This is a genomic window from Candidatus Babeliales bacterium (assembly GCA_036260945.1).
Taxonomy (GTDB): Bacteria; Babelota; Babeliae; order Babelales; family JACPOV01; genus JACPOV01.
Window position 1 is genome coordinate 926,045 of sequence record DATALT010000002.1, and the last position, 16,915, is coordinate 942,959.

General features: G+C 38.4%; 16 protein-coding genes. 12 read left to right on the forward strand and 4 right to left on the reverse strand.

The features are described from left to right. Window positions 1-10: 10 nt before the first annotated feature. Window positions 11-1,183, reverse strand: coding sequence for a UDP-N-acetylglucosamine 2-epimerase (non-hydrolyzing) (wecB, locus tag VHO47_05275; GenBank protein HEX2978504.1), 1,173 nt, complete (start codon window positions 1,181-1,183; stop codon window positions 11-13). 218 nt (window positions 1,184-1,401) lie between these two features. Here wecB and VHO47_05280 point away from each other — a divergent pair, with 218 nt between their 5' ends. The 7 genes from VHO47_05280 to VHO47_05310 all read left to right on the forward strand — a co-directional run bounded on the left by VHO47_05280 (window position 1,402) and on the right by VHO47_05310 (window position 11,018). Then, a complete protein-coding gene (locus VHO47_05280; protein HEX2978505.1) occupies window positions 1,402-4,035 on the forward strand; it encodes a pitrilysin family protein in 2,634 nt (877 codons plus the stop codon). A 2-nt stretch (window positions 4,036-4,037) separates the two neighbouring features. Then, a complete protein-coding gene (locus VHO47_05285) occupies window positions 4,038-4,559 on the forward strand; it encodes a hypothetical protein (protein HEX2978506.1) in 522 nt (173 codons plus the stop codon). A 68-nt stretch (window positions 4,560-4,627) separates the two neighbouring features. Then, window positions 4,628-7,306, forward strand: coding sequence for a pitrilysin family protein (locus VHO47_05290; GenBank protein HEX2978507.1), 2,679 nt, complete (start codon window positions 4,628-4,630; stop codon window positions 7,304-7,306). 287 nt (window positions 7,307-7,593) lie between these two features. After that, window positions 7,594-8,739 (forward strand): glycosyltransferase, encoded by a 1,146-nt coding sequence (locus VHO47_05295; GenBank protein HEX2978508.1) that lies wholly within the window; start codon window positions 7,594-7,596, stop codon window positions 8,737-8,739. A gap of 18 nt (window positions 8,740-8,757) precedes the next feature. Next, on the forward strand, window positions 8,758-9,084 hold the full coding sequence (gene cutA / locus VHO47_05300) for a divalent cation tolerance protein CutA (GenBank protein HEX2978509.1): 327 nt from the start codon (window positions 8,758-8,760) through the stop codon (window positions 9,082-9,084). Beyond that, window positions 9,038-9,919, forward strand: coding sequence for a hypothetical protein (locus tag VHO47_05305; protein ID HEX2978510.1), 882 nt, complete (start codon window positions 9,038-9,040; stop codon window positions 9,917-9,919). Before cutA ends, VHO47_05305 begins: the two co-directional genes overlap by 47 nt. A gap of 46 nt (window positions 9,920-9,965) precedes the next feature. Then, entirely contained in the window at window positions 9,966-11,018 is a 1,053-nt protein-coding gene (locus VHO47_05310; protein HEX2978511.1) for a hypothetical protein, read from the forward strand. Window positions 11,019-11,279: 261 nt separating this feature from the next. On the opposite strand, the gene rpsR is transcribed toward VHO47_05310, so the two are convergent. From rpsR to VHO47_05325, 3 genes are all read right to left on the reverse strand, one after another. Continuing rightward, window positions 11,280-11,573: a 30S ribosomal protein S18 gene (gene rpsR, locus VHO47_05315; GenBank protein ID HEX2978512.1), complete on the reverse strand. Its 294-nt coding sequence runs from the start codon at window positions 11,571-11,573 to the stop codon at window positions 11,280-11,282. Window positions 11,574-11,582: 9 nt separating this feature from the next. Next, window positions 11,583-12,059, reverse strand: a complete 477-nt coding sequence (locus VHO47_05320; protein HEX2978513.1) for a 30S ribosomal protein S6 — start codon at window positions 12,057-12,059, stop codon at window positions 11,583-11,585. 172 nt (window positions 12,060-12,231) lie between these two features. Continuing rightward, a complete protein-coding gene (locus VHO47_05325) occupies window positions 12,232-12,906 on the reverse strand; it encodes an XRE family transcriptional regulator (GenBank protein HEX2978514.1) in 675 nt (224 codons plus the stop codon). A gap of 111 nt (window positions 12,907-13,017) precedes the next feature. Between VHO47_05325 and VHO47_05330 the strand changes: the two genes are divergently transcribed. The 5 genes from VHO47_05330 (at window position 13,018) to asd (ending at window position 16,909) form a co-directional block, all read left to right on the forward strand. Then, window positions 13,018-13,713 (forward strand): ribonuclease HII, encoded by a 696-nt coding sequence (locus VHO47_05330; GenBank protein HEX2978515.1) that lies wholly within the window; start codon window positions 13,018-13,020, stop codon window positions 13,711-13,713. Window positions 13,714-13,892: 179 nt separating this feature from the next. Then, a complete protein-coding gene (locus VHO47_05335; protein HEX2978516.1) occupies window positions 13,893-14,390 on the forward strand; it encodes a hypothetical protein in 498 nt (165 codons plus the stop codon). 188 nt (window positions 14,391-14,578) lie between these two features. Continuing rightward, window positions 14,579-15,175 carry a hypothetical protein gene (locus VHO47_05340; GenBank protein HEX2978517.1) on the forward strand — a complete coding sequence of 199 codons (597 nt, stop codon included), beginning with the start codon at window positions 14,579-14,581 and terminating at the stop codon, window positions 15,173-15,175. Between the two features lie 29 nt (window positions 15,176-15,204). Continuing rightward, the gene (locus tag VHO47_05345) at window positions 15,205-15,900 is read left to right on the forward strand and encodes a hypothetical protein (protein ID HEX2978518.1); all 696 of its coding nucleotides are present in this window, start codon (window positions 15,205-15,207) and stop codon (window positions 15,898-15,900) included. A 61-nt stretch (window positions 15,901-15,961) separates the two neighbouring features. Further along, a complete protein-coding gene (gene asd, locus VHO47_05350; GenBank protein ID HEX2978519.1) occupies window positions 15,962-16,909 on the forward strand; it encodes an archaetidylserine decarboxylase in 948 nt (315 codons plus the stop codon). The last annotated feature ends 6 nt before the right edge of the window (window positions 16,910-16,915 follow it).

Here is a 16,915-nt window from a genome sequence, read left to right on the forward strand (position 1 = left end):
TCTCTTCCTTTTAAATCTGAGTATGCGCAAGCACATGCATCGATTGATTCTTCCCACCCTGAGGAGCAAAGTTCTCAAGGGCTGAAACCATTTTTTCAGCTGCATGCCCATCGCCATAAATAGTTTGCATGGTCGATGAGTTGTGTGCCTGGGAAATCATTTTTTTTATGGCTTCAAAAATATTTTCGTACTGAGTGCCAATGAGCGTAGCAAGCCCTGCCCAAACCGCTTCCATTCGCTCTGTCTCTTCTCGTAAAATGAGAACTTTTTTTCCCAAGCTTACCGCCTCTTCGCAAATACCTCCGGAATCGGTTGCCACCCAATCTACGTTTAGTAAAAGATAAACTAAATTTTTGTACGAAAGAGGTTTGCATAAATAAATATTATGTATGTTCGTTATCCCTTCTTGCTCAATTGCTTTCAATACGTTCGGATTGGGATGATAGGGATAGAAAAATAATATATCTGGATTTTCGAGAGCAGCATTTTTTACAGCGCGCAAAATATTTGCAATGCCACCGTTAAATGATTCCCTGCGATGAGCAGTGACAAGAACCAGTTGCCGATATTTAATGTCTTTTTGTTCGACGGCCATTTTTAATTGTTGATCAACTTCAATCGCACCGTTGATAATTTTTTCTTTAAGCATGAACAGTGCGTCAACCACAGTGTTACCTGTGTGTACAACGGCGCGGCGATCAGCTCGCTCAGCAAGTAAATTTCCCACCGCCAACGAAGTTGGTGCAAAATGGAGCCCGGTAATCGTACTAATGATTCGCCTATTAAGCTCTTCAGGATACGGCGCATAAATAGTTGAAGTGCGTAATCCCGCTTCTACATGCGCTACTGGGATTTGGCAATAGAAAGCTGCAAGTGATGCTGCCATCGCGGTTGTGGTATCGCCCATAACTACGACCCACGAAGGTTGGAATTTTTCAAATACCGGCTTTATTTTTTCTAAAGTTTCAGTCGTGATATGGAAAAGATCCTGACCTGGCCTCATGATGGAAAGCTCAACATCAGGCTTCACCTGAAAAATATCAAAAACTTCCTGAAGCAAATCGGTGTGTTGATTTGTGGCGCAAAGAATAACCGGCATCAGAGCTTTTTTTAATTGAAAATAAAGAGGAATCATCTTGATTCCCTCCGGCCGAGTGCCGATAACCAACAGAATTGGATTCATACTTTCTCTCTTAAAAATTATTCCCTCATTGTTGATCAAGATAACAAATACAGATAGGTTGGCAAGTTTGAGACCTACCGGGTAAAACATGCCTTCTTTCCTGATCGGTTTGGCGGAATATCTGAAAAGTACTTTTTGCCCTTTTTAAATTCTGCACTTTTTTCCAAATTCGGGCTAAGCTTAAATAAAAAATTTCTTCTATTGCCAAAAAGGTACCTATGTCAATCGTTGCAGCAAAAAAGGTCTTTAAAAAAGTCTTAAATAACGGGTTAACAATATTGGTTCGCCCAAACCAACTGATTCCAAAAGTATCCCTGCAGATGTGGTACAACGTTGGCTCAAAAGATGAAAAAACAGGGCAAAAGGGAATTGCGCATTTAATTGAGCATATGATCTTCAAAGGTACTCAAAAGCTTTCAGAATCTGATATCAATTTGATCGTTAATAAACTTTCGGGATCCTGCAACGCGTTCACATCGTACGATTATACCGGTTATCTTTTTGATATGCCTTCGCAGCATTGGCATGAAGCGCTCCCCATTATGGAAGATTGCATGGCAAACTGCACCTTCCGCCAAGAGTTTTTAAATTCAGAGATGAAAGCGGTTATCCAAGAACTGAAAATGTACAAAGATAATTATCCTTCAACGATTGTTGAAGCGCTTATCTCGGCCATATTCTATGATCATCCTTATCATTTTCCCATCATCGGCTTCAAACAAGATTTATGGAATATGAAGCGCGATGCGTTAGTTAATTTTTATGAAACGCATTATGTAACTAACAATGCAACGCTCGTAGTGACCGGGGATGTTTCTGCCGATGATGTATTTGAACGATCTGAGTCTATTTTTGGCGATTTAAAACCCAATCCAGATTATAGAAAAGAAGAATTTTATCATCATCTTGATTTAATGACGCAATCAATAACACTTTATCGAGATGTGCAACAACCAATAGTTATGCTCGCATTCGTTGTTCCCGGCGCAAAAGCACAGCTTGATTATCCACTTGATGTGCTCGCATGGATTTTAGGATCTGGAAAAAGTTCTCGCCTTGCGCACAAACTTATCGATGATCTACAATTAGTAACTGAGCTCGATACCTTCACCTACGATCTTTTTGATTACGGCGTATTTTTCATCTACTTCCAGCCAAAAAAAGTGACCGATATCGATTTAATCACCCGCATCATTCATGATGAAATTAGCTCAATCGTCACCCATGGTTTAAATACGCGAGAACTGCAGCGCGCAATTAAAAAAACTCATATGGAATATTTAAGCGTGCTCGAATCGAATCAAAAGCAAGCGTACGTGATTGGGCAGTCTTATTTAGCGACAGGAAACGAACAGTTCCTCTTTACGTATTTGGATTACCCAACCGAACAGTTAAACGAAGTGATAAAAAATATTGCGAGCAATTTTATTCGCCCTTCGCTCATGCATAAAGGCACTATTTTGCCAATTGCCCAGCAGGATAAAGATATGTGGCTCATGGTGCAAAAAGAATCGGATGCTGAAGATGCACGCGTACTTAAAGACGTTGTGCGCGAAGTGCCCGTTGAAGCCGGATCGCACGTTCATAATGTACCTATTTCACCTACAAAATCGTTTAATTTCCCACGGCCAGAGAGACTGCAGCTTTCAAACGGTTTGACCGTGCTTTATTACCATAATCCAAATACACCAACCATCGACGGATTACTGATGCTTAAAGCAAAAAGCTATTACGATCCAGCAGGAATGGAAGGCCTTTATGCGTTCATGACCGGATTACTGGATGAAGGAACAAAAACACATCCTGGTAGCGAGTTTAGTGAAGCGGTGGAATCGTATGGAATGAGCTTAAGTTGCTCGCCAGGTTACATTGCGCTCAACATGCTCAGCGCAGATCTTGAGCAAGGACTCGGGTTTATTACAGAGATGATGTCTGAATCTTCATTCGATGAGGATGCAATAGAAAAAGTTCGTGAACAACTCGTTTCGGACGTAAAAGATTATTGGGATAGCCCCTCAGAATTCACCGTGCAATTAGCACGCGAAGAAATATATAAGAATCATCCCTATAGCAAACGGTATATGGGCGATATTCCAACGCTAGAGAAGATTAAAAAAGGTGATCTCATTCGCGCGTACAAGCAATTTGCAACCCCAAACGAAGCAACGCTGGTGCTTGTTGGTGATCTAGAATCATATAATATTAAAGCGGTACTTGAAAAAACGATCGCCAAATGGCAAGGTGGCCCAGCAAGCTCAATAGCATTTCCTACGTTGCACACCATTAAGCCCCATGAAATTGTTTATCAAATCAATCGTGATCAAATAGTATTGGGATTTGCAGGATTATCAGTTGCGCGTAGCAATCCAGATTTTGATAAAATTTTACTTTTTGATCAAATATTTACGGGCGGCGTATTAGGCTCTATGAGTTCCCGACTCTTCCAGCTTCGTGAACAATCGGGACTCTTTTATACGATCGGTGGTTCATTGCTCCATCATGCTGACGAGCAACCTGGAATGGTATTTATCAAAACGATCGTTTCTCTTGATCGTGTTGACGAAGCTCAACAAGCAATTTTAGAAACTATCGATCATGCTACCGATCAAATTGAAGATAGCGAACTTGAGCAAGCACAAAATGGGCTTATCAATTCCATGGTTGATAATTTTGAATCAAATCGCCAAATTGCAGCGACATTTGCACTTCTTGAACGTTATAAATTGCCTGCCGATTATTTTGATAAAAGACCGGGCCAATTATTAAGCGTTAACAAAGAAGATATTTGCACCGCTACGCGAAAAGTATTAAGTAGTGAAAAATTAGTGCGACTTAAAGTTGGAAGAATTTAAACATGCAAAAAATAATTAGAACTTTTTTTTCAATAGTATTTTGCTCAGCATTTTTATCGACCTCACTGCTACATTCCGCAATGCTTGGAAGTTTTTTACCTGCGAAGATCTCAAAGCAGGATCAGATTTGCTTGAAAAATAAAACCAATAGCTGGATTGTTTATCAGATAATTTCTGATTTGAACATAATAAAGCAATTTGACCCCTTTACTTACTCACCTCTTATAAATGAATGCTCTACCATAATTCTAGAAGGTGCGCTTCAAGCAAAAAGCTCAGTAACGGAACCTACATTCGATCGGCCTTTTTTTTGCACGCAAGAAACGGATGGCAAAAGTATAATAGTTCGCCCTTACTGGGGAGACAGTACCTCAATAAACGCCAAATTAATGAACTATGACGAAGAAACTGGATTGTATAGTTGTGATGATCAGATAACACGCAAAATAAATAAAACCGGCACTTTTCTCTTTTATCTTCAAAAAAATAGTAAATTAAAATTCGTTGAAGGAAAAGATAATTAAGTGGAAGGATTTAGAAAAAGCTATTAATTGCAGAACAAAAGAATAAAAAAATATTAAAAGAAGAGTTGATGATGCAAAAATTTGTTTTTTTATTTTTTCTGACGATGAATGCACTCTTTTTGAATGCAATTCAAATTCCTACTATTTATAAAAAACAATTATCAAATGGCCTTACCGTTTTAGTTCGGCCAGCAGATACAATGCAAAAAGTATCCGTGCAAGTTTGGTACAATATTGGTTCAAAAGATGAAGATTTAAGGGAAAAAGGCCTTGCGCATTTTATTGAACATATGATTTTCAAAGGAACGGAGATCCTTTCTGAATCAGATATTCCAGAAATTACCAAAATCTTATCGGGCTATGCAAATGCAATGACATCATATGATACAACCAATTACCTTTTTAATCTCCCACCTGCATACTGGAAGGAAGCGTTGCCGCTCATTGCCGATTGCATGAAAAACTGCACATTTAAAGAAGATATTTTAAATGCAGAGCTTAAAGCAGTTATCGCAGAAATGAAAAAATATCATGATGATTTCAAACGGATCCTTATTCAAAAGTTAATTGGCTCCATTTTTCCTGATCATCCATATCATTATCCTATAATCGGATTCAAACAAGATCTCTGGAATCTCAGCCGTGCAAATCTCCATGAGTTCTATAAGAAACATTATCTTCCTAATAATGCCACGCTTGTTATTATTGGTAAGGTTGATCCGCAAGAAGCATTCGAACTGACGGAAAAATATTTTTCATCAATAGAACCAAACTTTGCCTACAAAAAAAATCGCACTCATTTAGCGTCCGATATTAGCGCCCAAACAGTAATTCTTTACCGCGACGTGCAAGTTCCTTATGTTGTGCTTGGATGGGTTATTCCAGGGTTTAGGAAAAAACTGCACCCTACTATTTCACTTGTTCATAGCGTACTTACCGGCGGAAAAATGAGCCGCTTACATCATTTGTTGGTCGATCAACTTCAACTTGTAACCTCAGTTGGCAGCTTATCATGGGCGCTTTTTGATCATGATGTATTTTTAATTGCATGCGAGCCCAAAAAAATTGATGATCTTCAATTAATTATCGATCACATCCAAAAAGAGCTTACCCAACTTGCTCGTGAAGGCCTCACGACGCAAGAGTTGGATCGCATTTGCAAGCAATATCAAACACAACAATACGACACCCTAGAAAATAATTACGGCCAAGCATCGCTTCTTGGAAAATCATACTCATGCCTTCAAGATGAATATTATCCGTATATTGATCACTGGAGCGATCGGGCTCAACACAACAAAAAAGCGAGAGAATTCGTTCAGGATTATTTGCGCCCATCAGTTATGCACAAAGGCATACTGTTACCTCTCAGTGACGACGAGAAAGGATACTGGACGCAAATGCAAAAAGCTTCCGACAACGAAGATGCCGCACTTCTTGCCGGAAGAATTCGCGAAAGTGCTGTCGAGCCGGTTGCCTACGCATCCGAGTTGTCGATACCCCAAGTTGCGCAATCGACCTATCCAGTGCCAAAAATAATAAACCTTAGCAACGGCCTCACCGTATTTTATTATCACAAACCCTCAATACCAAAGATTTCGGCAAGCATTATGCTAAAAGCCGATGAATATTACGATTCTGAAACCCTGCCTGGCCTGTACCGAATTCTTGCAACGATGCTTGTTGAAGGCGGCACTAAACAGCATACTGCAGATGAGATCGCTGAGTTGATTGAAGCTAATGCAATCGGCCTTAATATGTCACCAGGATCGGTTGATCTTAATGTTCTCAAAGAAGATTTTGAAACTGCTTTAGAGCTATCGAGAGAATTACTCTCTGAGCCGAATTTTGATGAACAAGCTTTAGAAAAGGTACGTGATTGGACCCGAAGAGATTATAAATATTTTTTACAAAATCCAGATTCAATCGCATTCCAAAAAATAAAAGAATATATTTTCCCATTTCATCCAAAAAGCAAAAACAGTCTCGGCACTCCTGAATCGATCGAAAAAATCACACGGGAAGATCTCTTCCATTTTCATAATGTTCATATAAGTCCCGATCAAGCAAGTATGGCAATCGTCGGGGATCTTGATGGTATAGATCTCAAAAACCTGCTTGAAAATACCATTGGTTTATGGCGCGGACCAAAAATTGAGGACATAAAAACCCAAATTCCCAAAACCGTTAAATCCAAAACTATCACGATAGAAATGCAGCGGGATCAAACAGTACTTATTTTTGGTGGACTATCAGTAGATCGTAATCATCCAGATTATGAAAAGCTTCTTCTTTTTGAACAACTATTTGGTAATGGCATTGGCTCGAAGCTATTCGAATTGCGGGAAAAATCTGGAGCATTTTACAGCATTCGAGGATCGCTCATATCAGGAAGTGGAAAATATCCAGGAATGTTTTTTGTTCACACCGCTGTTTCAAATGATCGATTGCAAGAAGCTGAGAATCTAATTACAGAAGCAATAGAAAAGTCTATTGATTCGGTAATGCCCCATGAGCTTGAAGCGGCAAAAAGAAGGGTATTGCTGGCTCCCGACGATTTTTATTCAACTAACGGTTCAATAGCGAGCGCATTTTTGTTTCTCAACGAATTTGAATTGCCATGGGATTATTTTACTAAGCTAACTGAAAGGATTAATGCTATAACGCTTGATGAAGTTAAAACCGCGGTGAAAAAGGTTTTAAGAACCGATGCGATGGTTACCATTAAAGTGGGTCGCGTAAGTTAATTTGTACTTTTTATCGTCAGCTTTAATCCATATATTTTCTAAGACAAAGGGGAAAAATAGCCCTTTTGTCACATTTTTTTAAAGTTTTGTTATAATGAACAATTACTGGGCTAAACAGTCTGAATTAATGCGCAGATTGGTCATTTTTTATACGAACTTTGACCCCACCGCTCTTGTAAGAAATAAAATCCTGGCCGTTTTTAAAAGAAGCGGCCAGTGATTTCTGGATTGAGGGAAGAAAATGAGTCGCAAATTATATTGAAAAATTGCGCTCTTTAGGAAAATTAATGGCAAAAGTACTGATTTTTACGAGTCATGGTGGCGGCGGCCATATATCGGCTTCGAATGCAATTATCGAATATTTAAAAGATGAGCATCAAGCGTATTCTGTCGCTCTTTTTCGCGATGTATTGCCCCCTATGGATCCCTTTCGAATAATGACCTTTAATACCATGGATTGCGAAGAGGCGTATAATTTTTTCTTGCGTCGTAAATGGTCTCGCGCTATTAACTTGCTTTGCCTTTCTGGCCTCTGGTCGATTCCATTTGTTAAATGGAAAGTTAAAAAATTACTTATTCCGTTTTTACAAAAAGAAAAACCTGATCTTATTATTTCAGTAATTCCGATTGTAAACGGCGTACTCAATGAAGTAACCCGTTCGATGAATATTCCTTTTTTAGTGATCCCTACAGATCTGGATACTTCTACATTCATTCATAATGTTCATTCAAAAATAAATGATAAATTTTTTGTGGGCCTTCCTTTTAACGATCCTGCAATTTGGAAGATAGCCGATAAAGCATGCATCTATAAAAAACAAATAGATGTCAGCGGCTTTCCACTTCGCCCGTCTTTTTTTGAGCAAAAAAACATAGAAGCTCTTAAAGAAGAGTTTCATCTTCCCAAAAATAAACCGATCATTTTTCTTTTAATGGGCGCAGTCGGATCTGAAGCGCTTTATCGGTACGTTCTGGAATTAAAAGAGATCAAAACACCGTTTCATCTTATTGTTTGCTTGGGAAGAAATGAGGAATTGCGCATGCGCATTAATGAAATAGCATTGCCGCCGCATGTTACCCTTTCGCTCATTGGATTCACGGAACGCATCGCCGATCTTATGGCAGTATCAAATCTTTGCATTACTAAAGCAGGCTCAGTTAGCGTAGCGGAGTCCATCTATATGAATAAACCAACGCTGCTCGATTGCACCTCAAAAAGTTTAATGTGGGAAGATTTCAATATTCATTTCATCAAAGAGCATAAATTCGGTTCATCTCTACGAAAATTGAAGAATCTTAAGAGCGTTGTTTCAGACTTTTTGGCCAATCCAAGCGAAGCAAAAGAGATCGAAAAACGATTAGCAAACTTTCCAAAACAAAACTTTTCACGTACGATAACTGACATCGTTAATAATATGTTAAGCCAAAAATAGATAACTTACTTTTTCACTATGAATGAGCTCATTCTTTTTAACGTTTCGTTTCCTGATCAAGAAACTGCGCACCAAGCTGCGTATATGTTGCTTGAAAAAAAACTCATTGCATCAGCCCATGTACGTCCACATGAAAGCATTTATTCTTGGGAAGGAAAATTAAATCATGATCAAGAATATACGCTCTCTGCAAACACAGAAAAATCTTTCATAAGCGAAATTGAGCAAGAGATCAAAGCTCTTCATCCACACAAAATACCTGGCATTTATTATTTTCCAATACAAGCAGAGCACAATTATGCCAAATATACCACCGATTTGCTCAAAACAAATTCCGGAGAATAATAACCCCCTCCTAGTTGCTGACGAAATTGCATCGTTTCAAAAAACAATTTGGGATTATTTTAATGAGCGCGGGCGATCGTTCTCATGGCGACAAACACAAAATCCCTATCATATAGTTGTTTCTGAAGTAATGCTTCAGCAAACGCAAACATTTCGCGTCGCACCCAAATACGAACAATTCATCGCTGCGTTTCCAGATTTTCAGACGCTTGCAACTGCACAATTTTCAGAAGTTTTGCGTTATTGGAAGGGGCTTGGGTATAACCGCCGCGCGCTCAATCTGCAAAAGCTTGCTCAAGAAGTTATGCACAAATTCGGCGGAATTTTGCCCACTATTCCTGAAATTATAGACGAATTTCCTGGGATCGGCCCAGCAACCGCATCTTCAATTTGCGCATTTGCCTTTAATGCACCCAGTGTTTTTATCGAAACAAATATTCGTGCCGTTTATATTCACTTTTTCTTTCAGGGCAAAGAGAAAGTTCACGACAGTGAAATTCGGCCATTCGTTGAGCTGACGCTTGATAAAGAAAATCCCCGTTTGTGGTACTATGCACTTATGGATTACGGCGTAATGCTCAAAAAAATGTATCCCAATCCAAGTCGGAAAAGTGCACATCATACAACACAAACTAAATTTGAAGGGTCAGATAGACAAATTCGCGGCATGATTCTGCAATCACTTTTAGAATCACCAAAACTTTCATTAATAGATCTTTTTTCTCTTATCAATCGTGAACCGACAAGAATCGAACGAATTCTTTATGAGCTCTGCAAAGAAAATCTCGTCATATCAAAAAATAATTTCTTTCATTTACCTGGTACACTAAAATAAACACTGCGCAATTTCTATGCGCGCATCATTTTTAGGAGTAGATTTTATGAAAAAATTATTATTATTCATGCTTTGCTTGCCTAGAATATTAAATAGCATGGAGCAAAAGGAAGAATTAAATACCCATCAAACCTATTATGGTAAAATAATTGATGCTGCATCAATTATGCAATTGCAACCACCCTTACCTGAAAATCTACAAAAAAATATTTGGAAATGGAGTGAAAAAAATACCGTGCTACATGGAACCATTCCATATACAAAAGATGTGGCACTAACACCCGCAAGCATCAAAAACGCTCATAATGAGTTTAAAGACCTGCTAAAAAAATATGGGAATATGAGCGATTGGAACGCTGCGTTGCCGGTTGAATTTGAAGGTGAGCATTATTTTATAAAATATGCGGGCCCCGTTAATCTTGCATACACAGCTATGCATTCCCAAGATGATAATGAAGGTAAGCCTTATGGCTGGCGCCAGATCTCAGAATTTCCTGATAGTTTGCACCCAGTTACAACCTATCAAACGGTAAGCCAAGAGGCTGGCTACCTTCGACTGAGCGAAGCGATCGAAAAAAACAAACTAGGCAACAATTTTTTTGTTCCCGAAACTTGGCTCGTAATGATCAGAGGCGCCCAAGATGCATTGCCAAGCGATGATAATTGCATCGTCGTTCAAAAATCTGCACTCGACTTTGAGCCTCTACTTAACAAAAAAACTAAAGAAATTAATCCGAAGTTTCAAAATTTATCCAACGAAACCATTCGAGCAATATTCCTTGGCATAAAAGAAAGCAGCGGCGTCCTTTGGGGAATTTACGATAATTTGAGCGTTCACACTCAGAAAGATCAAGTTGCCCAAACCGATACTGAACAACCCAACAATGAAGACGCAAGAAATTTCTTTAATAAAAATGATGCAAAACGCAAACATAATACCATTGCCGGACTCGAGGGATTTGCATTCTTATGCCGCGATGCCCTTAAGCAAAACATTCCGGTCAAAACGCAATGTGATTATTTTAGAGAGTTAGTCCTCAAAGATGCAGAATACGGCGCAAATGAGCAACTTAAAAAAGCAGTAAATTATTCAGAATAAAATTGATTCAAAAACAGAATTCTAAAATACTAATTGAAGCTCAAAGAAATTTATTCAACGATAAACTGGCAGAAGGCTTGAAAGTCGCAGAAAAAAATAAATTTTTTATTGATAATCTGTTAGTGATTTTTCTGAAAACCTAAAAAATGTAAATTTTACTCAGCATGGAGATAATTAATTCTCCATTAGAAGCAATAAAAAACCCGCTCTCATGTGATTGCTCACACAAAAGCGGGTTAATTTTTTAGCTAATCTTAACGACTAAAAATCAGCCGCGCAGTACGGAATTAACGACATTACGCGTGATTTTTTAATCATTGTTGAAAGTTCACGCTGATGGCGTGCGCAGGTGCCTGAAATACGTGAAGGCAAAATTTTGCCACGTTCAGTAAGGAAGCTGCGTAAAAGCGGCGAGTTCTTGTAATCAAGCATCGATGCTTGTTCATCACTACCGCAGAAACGGCAATGTTTTCTTGGAACAAACGAAAGACGACGCGCTTTTTTTCTCAATAGTCGGGAGCTAATTTTTAATTTAGCCATTTTTCTTTTTGCCATGTTCTACCTTTATTCGCTCATTTCAGATTCATCAGATTCTTCAATTCCTTCTGCGTGCTTAACATCATATGAAGAAGCATTATTTAAAAGGCCCTTCATCTTGTTTTCACGCAAGAATGTATCAACATCTTGTGCTGGTGCATCTTCAAGTGACTCTGGCTTGTAGTACGCAAGTGATTGCGAACGCTCAAGCTTCGTGGTCATATGACGCATAACAACTTGCGTATATTTAACCTTGAAGAGAGAATCGAGTTCTTTTACAAGCGCTTCGTTTTGGCCTTTATTTGCTTCAAAGCGAACCAAGAAATAAACGCCGTAATCATTTGCCCAAATAGGGTACGCGAGGCGATATTTTCCCCAACGCTCAAATGAAATAACTGAACCTTGTGCTTTTTTTATCAGTCCATCAATATGGCCTTCCAACGAAGTTGCTTCATTGGCAGTAATCTCTGGAACTGCAAGAATAAGTGTTTCGTACCGTAACATAGTGGTAGATCCTTTATGAAAACTAACTGGAAGTGTTTATAAAAACACTATAAAACAACCGCTGTTTTATTTAGTTGAACATGATCCAGTATAGCTTAATTAAAGGAAATGCCAAATTATGGCTCTAGAAAAGCAAAACCCCACCATTTTCAGGCGGGGTTTTGAATAACTTTTAGATCAATTTTTGGTTACGTTGGATAACGCGGCCAATAATTCTGAAGTGGTCTTTGCCACGAATCAATGCCACCGGGGCAGATTTATGGTTAACCGACTCTAAAACAATGAAATCTTCTGTGTAAGTTACTTGCATGATAGCGCGCATTTGCGTATCGTTGCCGTACTCAACCGCTGCGATATCGCCAGACCTGGTCCAAACTTCAGGAGAAATAATCAACAAATCGCCCTTAACAAAGGTAGGAGCCATTAAGTTGCTATCAATTGAAAGTGCAAAGCATGAGCCGTCGGTCGTATTCAAAACCGGCACAAACTCATCTTTGTGGCCACTGGTAATTTGCATTAATTGGTTGTTGTAAGGAGATGGATTGGCAGGAACTTCTCCAACTACCGGCACAATTTGAACCTTAAGCTTAACATCCGCTTGCTCTGGCATACTGACGTTGCTATCAATATTGTCCGTTCGCTGCTTGCGCTGAGCAAAAAGATCTACCGGGCTAATTTCGAACGCATTAGCCAATTTTTTAAGTGAATCTTCGTTCCAGCGACGCGTGCCATTTTTTATATGAGTTAGGTAACTTTCAGACATCCCGGTCTTTTCAGCCAGTGTTTTTGTCGTCCAGCCCTTTTCTCTTAGTAATTCTTTTACACGCAATTGTGTCGATGAAGACATGGTTAAACTCCTCTTGGTAAATTTCTGTCCAATATGATAGTATGGTTCTGCATTTAATTAATTCTAATTGTATCCAGTACAAATATTCTTGTCAAATGGAAAAAATGCCCCATGGTAACATTTAAGATCAAAGAACGGTTCAAAAAAAACCATTATGAGGCCCTAGCATGGCAAGAAGGCCGTCTGGTATGCGGTATTGACGAAGTCGGCAGGGGGTGCTTGGCAGGCCCTGTAGTCACCGCAGCGGCGATTCTGTTGCCAAATAAGAAAAATCCTCTCATAAAAGATTCAAAGCTTTTAAGCCAAGAAGAATTACAAAAAGCGTATAAATGGCTCACAAAAAACAGTTGGTCCAGCGTTGCCATCGTAAATCATAGGGATATTGATATCTACAATATCTATCACGCTACGTTACGCGCCATGAAGCGTGCATTTATGCAACTTACAGGCAGTTGCCCTCAGCAACCCTCCACAATACTCGTTGATGCGATGCCCCTTAATCTTCTAAGAACGCCTTATGAACATCTTGATGTTTACCATTTTCCATTCGGTGAGCGCAGATCAGATTCTATAGCTGCCGCCTCAATTATCGCTAAAGTTAAACGGGACGAGCTCATGCGCAATCTTTCACGCTCATTTCCAAACTATCATTTTGGCCAACACAAAGGATATGCTACTAATTTGCATCGGCAAGCGGTGCATATTCATGGAAGCTCAATTGTTCATAGACGCACGTTTTTAAAAGACATGTTGATTGTTAAAAAAGCTGGAACGTACGCAGAGCAACAAACACTTTTTGATTTGTGATTCGCGTAACACATATTACATGTTTTTCATCAAATCGCGGCTTTTTTAGTTGTTGACTACAAAGAATGCCGCTATAATCTGCTCATTGATGATATTTCAACAACATTTCGATTGACGAATTTACCCATCATGATAATATATTTCAGATAGGTATTTTTTTCTTAAATCAGGGGACAATTATGAAATTTATTATTTCTTTTAATAAAAAAACATTAGCAGCGGCACTTATCGCCTTCAGCATAAATAACGGAATTCTTGCAGAAGAACCAAAAAAATGGAAAAGCACTATAGAGATGTGCAAAGATAATCCTTTTAGTGTAGCTATCGGTACAGCAAGTTTTATCAGCTTTTTCTATAATTATTTCAAACTCTTTCCAACGATTGATGCGAAAGTTAAATATAACGATGCACATAACACTCTAATGAATTCTTCGAGAGCACTTGACTCCGAAATGCCCAATTTTCCTACATCAGCCAATAATACTAAATCGGTAAGATCTCTTATTAACCAGGTCTCCGCTCTGGGAAAAACGAGAGTCGCATACGAGTCGCTCAGGAATAAGAGATTCGGCTTAAAAACTATGGGCTCAGTTGGGACCGGGATGCTTTGCCTCAGAAATCTTTGGAACTACAGAGCATCTCAAGTTACAAGAAATGAATCTAAAAAATTAGACTAATATGTAAAAATAAAAAGCTCATTTTCGAATGAGCTTTTTATTTTTACTGCTTACTGCAGATGGAAAGATTCCTACAGATCATTTTTTCACTTTTATACTTTTAACTCTCTCGCCATAACTTTAGACTTGCTCAATTTTTAAGATAAACTCTAAATTAATTTATGATTTTAAAAATTGAGTAATTTATAATGGAAAACAACAAACCATTTGCTGAAGTAATAGAAAGCTCGCTAACCGGATGGCTCGCTCAAAGTTGGAATTGGAATAAAAGCCCATCATTTGGCTCAATCGTTACCATTGAAACAAACGAGAGAATTCTTTTTGGTATTGTTTATCAAATTAGAACAGGCTCGATAGATCCAGTTCGCTATCCGTTTACATACCAAAAAACAGAAGCTGAGCTTATGCGCGAACAGCCACAAATTTTTGAGTTTCTCAAGACCACTTTTTCTTGCTTAATTGCAGGTTATTATGAGAAAAACCATCTTTTTTATCAGCTAGCTCCTGAACCGCCAAAAATTCATGCTTTTGTGCAAAATGCTCATGAGGAATTGCATAAAAAACTATTTTCTCAACATCGTTATTTACATCTCATTTTTGCTTTATCAAATAATCTTTTTAATCTCGATGAGTTGTTGTTAGCTCTTCTTAAAGAACAATCGGATAGAAATTTAATCACGCAAGATTCTCTTGAGCAATTTATAGAAACGTTTTCTTTACTCACAGGAAACGATTATCGACGCTTAAAACTTTTTTTGCAGCGTGTAGACGATATTGTTCAATAAAATGTTAGCCAAAAGGGGGAATTCCATCTATGAAATGGTATCTCATAATTATATGTATATTGGCGCTGAATACTTATACTATGGAATTACAAAAAAATTCATCTGACGAAAACCCTGCAAAAAATCTTTTGAGAGAAAATTATCACGTTTATGAAGTCGAATATAAAAATTTACCCCATAAGAATAAGGGATATTTATACGAGCATTTATTTCTACAAACTGGAAACGAGCATTCATCTCTTGCAATTGGAAATGGTAGCTTAAAAATTGTTTCTTCGCTCGAGCTCAAGGAAGAAGAAGTGCCTTTATACGCACAAGAAGCACTTTTAATCACTTACAAAAAAGAAACACATGAGTTGAATTTAGTAAGATTCGAGCAAGCAATTATAGAGAGGCTTGGGGAATATTCTCCGCAGTCTCCACCCATAAAAAAACACACTTCTGTTTCTTTTGTAACAACACCAAAAAGCAAACTAAAAAACATCTATCGTTCGATAGAAACACAAACGGAAAGTTTTGCTTTCCTACAATTTAATCCCAAAAGTACCAAGTCCGCACCTAAGCCAAGCCCTACGAAAATAGATCGAAAACCTCTTTCTTGGGCTCAACGCAATATTAAGACGATTATCGGAATTGCTGCAGTAAGCGGCTGCTTAGCTACCCTAGCGTTTCAATGGGGGATTAAAAAAATGCCAAATTGGCAATCAGCGCTGTTTACAAAATAAAAAAATTATGGCAAAATTATATGGTTAATTGTCAATTTTTATCAAAACTGGTTTCGTTGTTATGAACTATTTAAGAGCAAAAAAGCTTTTATTTATACTATTTTTTGTACATGGGGCGCAACTATACTGCGTGGACGAAAGTCGCTCGGCAACCGTCTTGCGCTTTCTTTATCAGAACGCAGCAGGAAGAGTTGTTCGCTCATTTATTACACGCAGCGGCTATTTCAGTGCTTTTACTGGCTGGCTGGCAAATCGCTCGGCAAGCAAATATATTATTCCGACGTTCATCAAACAATATCGCGACCAAATTAATATGAACGAAGCTCTCAAGCCAGATATTAAATCGTACAAAACATTTAATAAATTTTTTAAAAGAAAATTAAAACCTGATTGCCGACCAATAGATTCAGCAATCGATTCGGTTACAAGCCCGGCTGACGGCACAATTTATGCGATAGAACAACTCAATGAGAAAACCGAATTTCTCGTAAAAGGAAAAAAGTTCGACGTTGCTCGTTTGCTGGGAAAAAATTCTCACCTTTCGGCCGATATCTATAAAAATGGAACAATGATTATTATTTACCTCGGGCCATGGAACTACCACCGTTTTCATTTTCCAGTTGATTGTTCAGCGCAAAAAGCACAAATAATTAGTGGCGCGTACGAATCGGTAAATAGCGTCGCTTATCAGTTTGGTATTCAACCATTGACCGAAAATGAGCGGCACCTTATTGAGATCGATCACCCCGACACCGGCAAAATTGCTTTTATTCCTGTTGGCGCTTTATGCGTCGGAAAAATTAAAGAAAAATACGATCCAGAAAAAGAATTGCATAAAAAAGGTGATCAAGTAGGTTACTTTGAATTTGGCGGATCTACGATAGTGATGCTTTTCCCAGAAAATACAATTACACTTGATGAAAGATTTAAAAATACTGCAACGCAACCTCTTGAAATCAAAGTTGGTGAGCGAATAGCCACGATTATTAAAAAAAATGAGCGGCCCTAATTTTTT

Coding starts and splice junctions, on each gene's coding strand:
- rpsR (HEX2978512.1), bottom strand. CDS start 11,573: ATGGCAAAAAGAAAAATGGCTAAATTAAAAATTAGCTCCCGACTATTG.
- VHO47_05285 (HEX2978506.1), top strand. CDS start 4,038: ATGCAAAAAATAATTAGAACTTTTTTTTCAATAGTATTTTGCTCAGCA.
- VHO47_05305 (HEX2978510.1), top strand. CDS start 9,038: ATGCCAAATATACCACCGATTTGCTCAAAACAAATTCCGGAGAATAAT.
- VHO47_05280 (HEX2978505.1), top strand. CDS start 1,402: ATGTCAATCGTTGCAGCAAAAAAGGTCTTTAAAAAAGTCTTAAATAAC.
- VHO47_05290 (HEX2978507.1), top strand. CDS start 4,628: ATGATGCAAAAATTTGTTTTTTTATTTTTTCTGACGATGAATGCACTC.
- VHO47_05295 (HEX2978508.1), top strand. CDS start 7,594: ATGGCAAAAGTACTGATTTTTACGAGTCATGGTGGCGGCGGCCATATA.
- VHO47_05340 (HEX2978517.1), top strand. CDS start 14,579: ATGGAAAACAACAAACCATTTGCTGAAGTAATAGAAAGCTCGCTAACC.
- VHO47_05330 (HEX2978515.1), top strand. CDS start 13,018: ATGGTAACATTTAAGATCAAAGAACGGTTCAAAAAAAACCATTATGAG.
- wecB (HEX2978504.1), bottom strand. CDS start 1,183: ATGAATCCAATTCTGTTGGTTATCGGCACTCGGCCGGAGGGAATCAAG.
- VHO47_05320 (HEX2978513.1), bottom strand. CDS start 12,059: ATGTTACGGTACGAAACACTTATTCTTGCAGTTCCAGAGATTACTGCC.
- VHO47_05310 (HEX2978511.1), top strand. CDS start 9,966: ATGAAAAAATTATTATTATTCATGCTTTGCTTGCCTAGAATATTAAAT.
- cutA (HEX2978509.1), top strand. CDS start 8,758: ATGAATGAGCTCATTCTTTTTAACGTTTCGTTTCCTGATCAAGAAACT.
- asd (HEX2978519.1), top strand. CDS start 15,962: ATGAACTATTTAAGAGCAAAAAAGCTTTTATTTATACTATTTTTTGTA.
- VHO47_05325 (HEX2978514.1), bottom strand. CDS start 12,906: ATGTCTTCATCGACACAATTGCGTGTAAAAGAATTACTAAGAGAAAAG.
- VHO47_05345 (HEX2978518.1), top strand. CDS start 15,205: ATGAAATGGTATCTCATAATTATATGTATATTGGCGCTGAATACTTAT.
- VHO47_05335 (HEX2978516.1), top strand. CDS start 13,893: ATGAAATTTATTATTTCTTTTAATAAAAAAACATTAGCAGCGGCACTT.